This window comes from Protofrankia sp. CiT1, from assembly GCF_917627335.1.
GTDB lineage: Bacteria > Actinomycetota > Actinomycetes > Frankiales > Frankiaceae > Protofrankia.
The window spans coordinates 8,523-13,265 of the sequence record NZ_CAKJTP010000120.1; the positions used below are offsets into that span (position 1 = coordinate 8,523).

The 4,743-nt window shown below is 70.3% G+C and carries 5 protein-coding genes and 1 other RNA gene; 4 read left to right on the forward strand and 2 right to left on the reverse strand.

The window, feature by feature from the left end; genetic code table 11:
- Nucleotides 1-244: 244 nt before the first annotated feature.
- Nucleotides 245-523, reverse strand: coding sequence for a hypothetical protein (locus MJ785_RS16490; protein ID WP_239311621.1), 279 nt, complete (start codon nucleotides 521-523; stop codon nucleotides 245-247).
- Nucleotides 524-748: 225 nt separating this feature from the next.
- On the opposite strand from MJ785_RS16490, the gene MJ785_RS16495 reads away from it, so the two are divergent.
- The 3 genes from MJ785_RS16495 to MJ785_RS16505 all read left to right on the forward strand — a co-directional run bounded on the left by MJ785_RS16495 (nucleotide 749) and on the right by MJ785_RS16505 (nucleotide 3,641).
- Complete coding sequence (locus MJ785_RS16495) at nucleotides 749-1,633, forward strand: Nif3-like dinuclear metal center hexameric protein (protein WP_239347041.1); 885 nt, start codon at nucleotides 749-751, stop codon at nucleotides 1,631-1,633.
- A 99-nt stretch (nucleotides 1,634-1,732) separates the two neighbouring features.
- A complete protein-coding gene (locus MJ785_RS16500) occupies nucleotides 1,733-2,476 on the forward strand; it encodes a zinc ribbon domain-containing protein (protein WP_239311617.1) in 744 nt (247 codons plus the stop codon).
- A 22-nt stretch (nucleotides 2,477-2,498) separates the two neighbouring features.
- Nucleotides 2,499-3,641, forward strand: coding sequence for a bifunctional RNase H/acid phosphatase (locus tag MJ785_RS16505; protein WP_239311616.1), 1,143 nt, complete (start codon nucleotides 2,499-2,501; stop codon nucleotides 3,639-3,641).
- 70 nt (nucleotides 3,642-3,711) lie between these two features.
- Here MJ785_RS16505 and MJ785_RS16510 read toward each other — a convergent pair whose 3' ends face one another.
- Entirely contained in the window at nucleotides 3,712-4,125 is a 414-nt protein-coding gene (locus MJ785_RS16510; RefSeq protein ID WP_239311615.1) for a lipopolysaccharide assembly protein LapA domain-containing protein, read from the reverse strand.
- A gap of 243 nt (nucleotides 4,126-4,368) precedes the next feature.
- Between MJ785_RS16510 and rnpB the strand changes: the two genes are divergently transcribed.
- An RNA gene (rnpB, locus tag MJ785_RS16515) (RNase P RNA component class A) lies at nucleotides 4,369-4,711 on the forward strand.
- Nucleotides 4,712-4,743: the final 32 nt, after the last annotated feature.

A 4,743-nucleotide genomic window follows, 5' to 3' on the forward strand; every position in this document is an offset into this window, starting at 1 on the left:
CCAGATGTGCGTCAACGGCCGGGTGCGCGCTGGCGCCGAGGCAGGCCGGCGGCGTGCCTCAGTACTGACGGGCGGGTGGTGCCGCGACCGGTGATGTCCGCCGGTCCCAGCGCCACCGAGCACCGTGTGCACCCGGAAGAAGCGGGAGCGGATGCCGGCTCCCGCCGGGCGGGCCCGCCATGATCCAGTGGGCTCGCCTCCGTCGTTCGCGGGCCGGCCAGCGGGAGCCGGGCGGCCCGTACAGTCAGCCCAGGGGGCGTCGGGTGGGGCCCGAGGGCGGCGGCTCGCCCCGCAGCTGGGTATCCCCCCAGCCGATGCTTCCCTGGAGGCTCGGCTGAAGGTGCTGGTTCTGCTGGACCTGCGGGCCTGGTGGGCTTTGCTGGCCCCCGCGCGCCTGCGCCGCCATCGCCTCGGCCACGTTGTGCATGATGGCTTCGACTAGGCGCACCGCCTGGGTGGTGGGCAGGTTCAGTACCACCTCGGCGTCTCCGGCGATCTGGAACCGTACGGACACATCCACCATGTCGCAATCCCCATCTCCGGGTAGGTCTCCTGAGGCCCGCACAGGCGCGGAAGCGCCATAATCGCGCCTCCTGGCCGTGAGCATGCCTGGATCAGCATGTACGTGCGGTCCGGGTCCTTCCGCCGCACAGATCACGGTACGTCGCGGCGTTCCGTAGCCGTACGCGGCCTCGGTATGGACGCGCCGGAGCGGCCAGCCCGATCACGGTTGGGTAGTGTCCGGACGGTGACCGCACCATATTGCACTGTGGCCGACTGTATTGCCGAGTTCGAACGTTGTTATCCGTCATCCTGGGCACAGCCGTGGGATGTGGTGGGCCTCACCGTCGGCGACCCGGATATGCCGGTCCGGCATGTTCTGTTCGCCGTCGACCCAACGGTCGATGTCGCGCGGGAAGCCGTTGATCGTGGTGCGCAGCTCCTGGTCACCCATCATCCGCTGTTCCTCCGGGGCGTTCACGGCGTCGCGGAGACCGATGCGGGTGGCCGGGTCGTGGCAACGCTGATCCGTGGCGGTGCGGCGCTGTTCAGCGCGCATACGAACGCCGATGTGGCCTGTCCCGGCGTGAGTGACGCGCTCGCGCGGGCAATCGGGCTGTGCGACGTCGGGCCGCTGGCTGAGCCCGACGCGGCCGAGCCCGGCAACGGCGGGCTCGGCCGCGTCGGCAGCCTCGCCGAGCCCGAACCACTCGGTGCGTTCTGCGCCCGGGTGGCGGCCGGGCTGCCCGCCACGGCGGGTGGGGTGCGCACCACCGGCACGCCGGAACGCCTGGTGCGCCGGATCGCGGTCTGCGGTGGTTCCGGCGGTGAGCTGATCGGCGCCGCCGCGCGCGCTGGAGCCGATGCGCTGGTGACCGCCGACGGACGGCACCACCACGTCCTGGACGCTGTCAACGCCTACGGCGTCGCCATCGTGGACGTGGCGCACTGGGCGAGCGAATGGCCGTGGTTGCGGGACGCCTCCGCCCGCCTGAGCGCCGGCCTGGCCATCCGAGGCCGTACGGTGAACATGACGGTTTCCAGCCTGGTCACCGACCCATGGCGATGGCACGCGGCCTCATCGTGGCCACCTGAACGCCCGGCGTCGGGAACCGTGCCGGGTACCGCCTGAAATACCGTGCCGGGCAGCCCCCCGCGCAAGCACGGTGAGCCGCGGGAGCGGCGAGCCGCGCACGCACACAGTGAGCCTGGTAAGCACAGTGAGGAGCACATGAAGGCCGACCACGCGACCCAGCTTCGCCTGCTGGCGGTGCAGGCGATCGACTCCAGCCTTGACCGGCTCGCCGCGCGGCGGCGGAACCTGCCCGAACTCGCCGAGATCGACAAGCTGAGTTCGCGGCTCAGCGCGTCCCATGACGACCTGGTGCGGGTCTCGACGGAGCTGCGGGATCTGGGCCGTTCGCAGCAGAAGCTGGACGATGAGGTCGATCTTGTGCGGGCGCGGGCCGCCCGGGACCAGAAACGTCTCGACTCCGGGCAGATCACCAGTTCCCGGGAGCTGGAAAATCTGCAGACGGAGATCGCCTCACTCGCTCGCCGGCAGAACGCCCTCGAGGACGAGACACTGGGCCTGATGGAGGTCATCGAGGGACTCCAGACCCGCGCGGGGGTGATCCGGGCTGATCAGGAGAGTCTCGAGGCCGAGCTGGCGACAGTCAGCGGCAGCCGGGATACCGCGTTCGCGGAGATTGATAATGAGACGGCGGCGCGTCGCCGTGAACGCGATGCCATCGTCGCGACCCTCCCTGCGGATCTGCTGGCACTCTACGAGCGCCTGCGTGTCTCCTCCGCCGGTGTGGGTGCGGCGCGTCTCGTCCGACGCCGGTGTGAGGGATGTCACCTGGAGCTGTCCGGCGCTGATCTGCGTGACGTTGCGGCGGCGGCACCGGACGAGGTCGTGCGTTGCGAGGAGTGCCGGCGCATCCTTGTCCGGACCGCTGAATCGGGTCTGTGAGCACCGGCGATGGGAGCAGATCATGAATGACCGTCCGTCGCACCGGCTTGTCGTCGAAGCCGACGGCGGATCGCGGGGTAATCCGGGCCCAGCCGGTTACGGCGCGCTTGTCCGGGACGCCGACACCGGTGAGGTGCTGGCCGAGCGGGCCGGGTCGATCGGCCGGGCGACCAACAACGTCGCCGAGTACCAGGGGCTGATCGCGGGCTTGCGGGCGGCGGCTGACATCGATCCGAACGCCGCCGTCGAAGTCCGGATGGACTCGAAACTCGTCGTCGAGCAGATGAGCGGACGATGGAAGATCAAACATCCGGCCATGCGCCCGCTGGCGATGGAGGCCGCGGATGTCGCGCTCGGCTTCTCGCAGGTCCGCTACGGCTGGATTCCGCGAGAGCGCAACGGCCATGCCGATCGGCTGGCGAACGAGGCTATGGACGCCGCCGCCCAGGGCCGCGCCTGGGAGCCAACGGAACCCCAGTCACCCGAGCCCACACCGCACCTGGCACCGACCACGAACCGGTTGTCCGGGTGGATGGCTCCGCCCGCGCCACCCACGACCACCGTGCTGTTGCGCCACGGCCAGACCCCGATGTCGGTGGAGAAACGCTTCAGCGGCACGGTGGACGTGGGGCTGACCGACATCGGCCACGCGCAGGCGGACGCCGCGGCGGGACGGCTGCGCGAGGCTGTGTTCGATGCGGTGTACTGCTCGCCGCTGAAACGGGCCCGGCAGACCGCGGACGCCCTCGGCCGGGACTACATCGTTGACGACAACCTGCGCGAGACCGACTTCGGCGCCTGGGAGGGCATGACCTTCGGCGAGGTCCGTCGGCGTTTTCCCGAGGAGCTGAACGCGTGGCTGGCTGATCCGGCGGTGCCGCCGTCCGGTGGGGAGAGCATTCTGGACACGGTCCGGCGGGTCACCGCAGCCCGGGACCGCATCCTCGCCGCACATCCGGGCGGGCGGATTCTCCTTGTCTCGCACGTGACACCCATCAAGGCGTTGACGCAGCTGGCGCTTGACGCCACGCCCGCGGTGCTCTACCGGTTGCACTTGGACCTGGTGTCGATGTCGACGATCGACTGGTACTCGGACGGTCCAGCGGTGCTGCGCGGCTTCAACGACGGCATCCACGCCGCCCACCTGGTGGAGGCAGGCCAGTAGCGGCAGGCCAGGAGGAGCGGCGAGGTGACGGTGGTGGGCGGCCGGACCGGCCGAGGAGGAGCGAGCCCGGTCAGTGTCTGCCGCGGCGGTACTGGTGCAGCTCCCTGCGCACCCTGACCTGGCTGATCAGCCCGATCAGCAGGCCGATGACGAGGCCAGCCGCGGCTGCCGCGGCGAGCGCGCCAGCCACCGACATGTTCGGGAACGATCCGAACAGCCAGATGTTGACCCGCGCGTTGTTCTTCAGGACGAACACGACCACGGCGATCGCGATCAACAGGACGACTATGGTGATCGCGTAGGTGGCGTAGCCGACTCCCTTGCGCGGTGCCGCCGCCGCGGCTGCGGGGCCGGCGGGAGGGACCGTCGCGGTCGGACTGGGGCCGGTGGGGGGCGGCACCGGCGGGATGCCGCCGCCGGGCGGTGCCGCCTCGGGAGGGGTGCCATCAATCTTCTTGCTGGGCTGATCCCCAGGGGTGGTCACGGCCGATCCCCGTCCTTCGTCCCATCAACGACCTGACAGTCCATGCCGCCCATGGCGCACGGTGTTACCCACCGGGCACGGTGTCACCCGTGACGCGGGGCATCCATGTCTCCGGAAGGCCGGAGGCTGCGCGATCGTACTATTCCGTGGGGCTGGTGGCCCAGCTGTTCGGGCTGCTGATCGACAGAGCCGCCCGGATCCGGCCGCCGTGTCATATGCTGAGGATCGTGGATGAGTCGGCCAGGCGGTCGCGTCGGTTCCGCTCCGGCGGAGCCGCCGAGGAACGTCCGGGCTCCACAGGGCGGGGTGGTGGGTAACACCCACCCGGGGTGACCCGCGGGACAGTGCCACAGAAAACAGACCGCCGGCATCCCTCGGATGCTGGTAAGGGTGAAACGGTGCGGTAAGAGCGCACCAGCGCCCGGGGTGACCCGGGCGGCTAGGTAAACCCCACCTGGAGCAAGGTCGAAAGGTTCCGGGGCCGCAAGGCCCGGGAACTGCGCAGGCGTCCGAGGGCTGCCCGCCCGAGCCTGCGGGTGGACCGCTGGAGGCTGTCGGTAACGCCAGCCCGAGATAGATGACCGCCGGCCGGGGCCGCAAGGCGCCCGGCCCACAGAA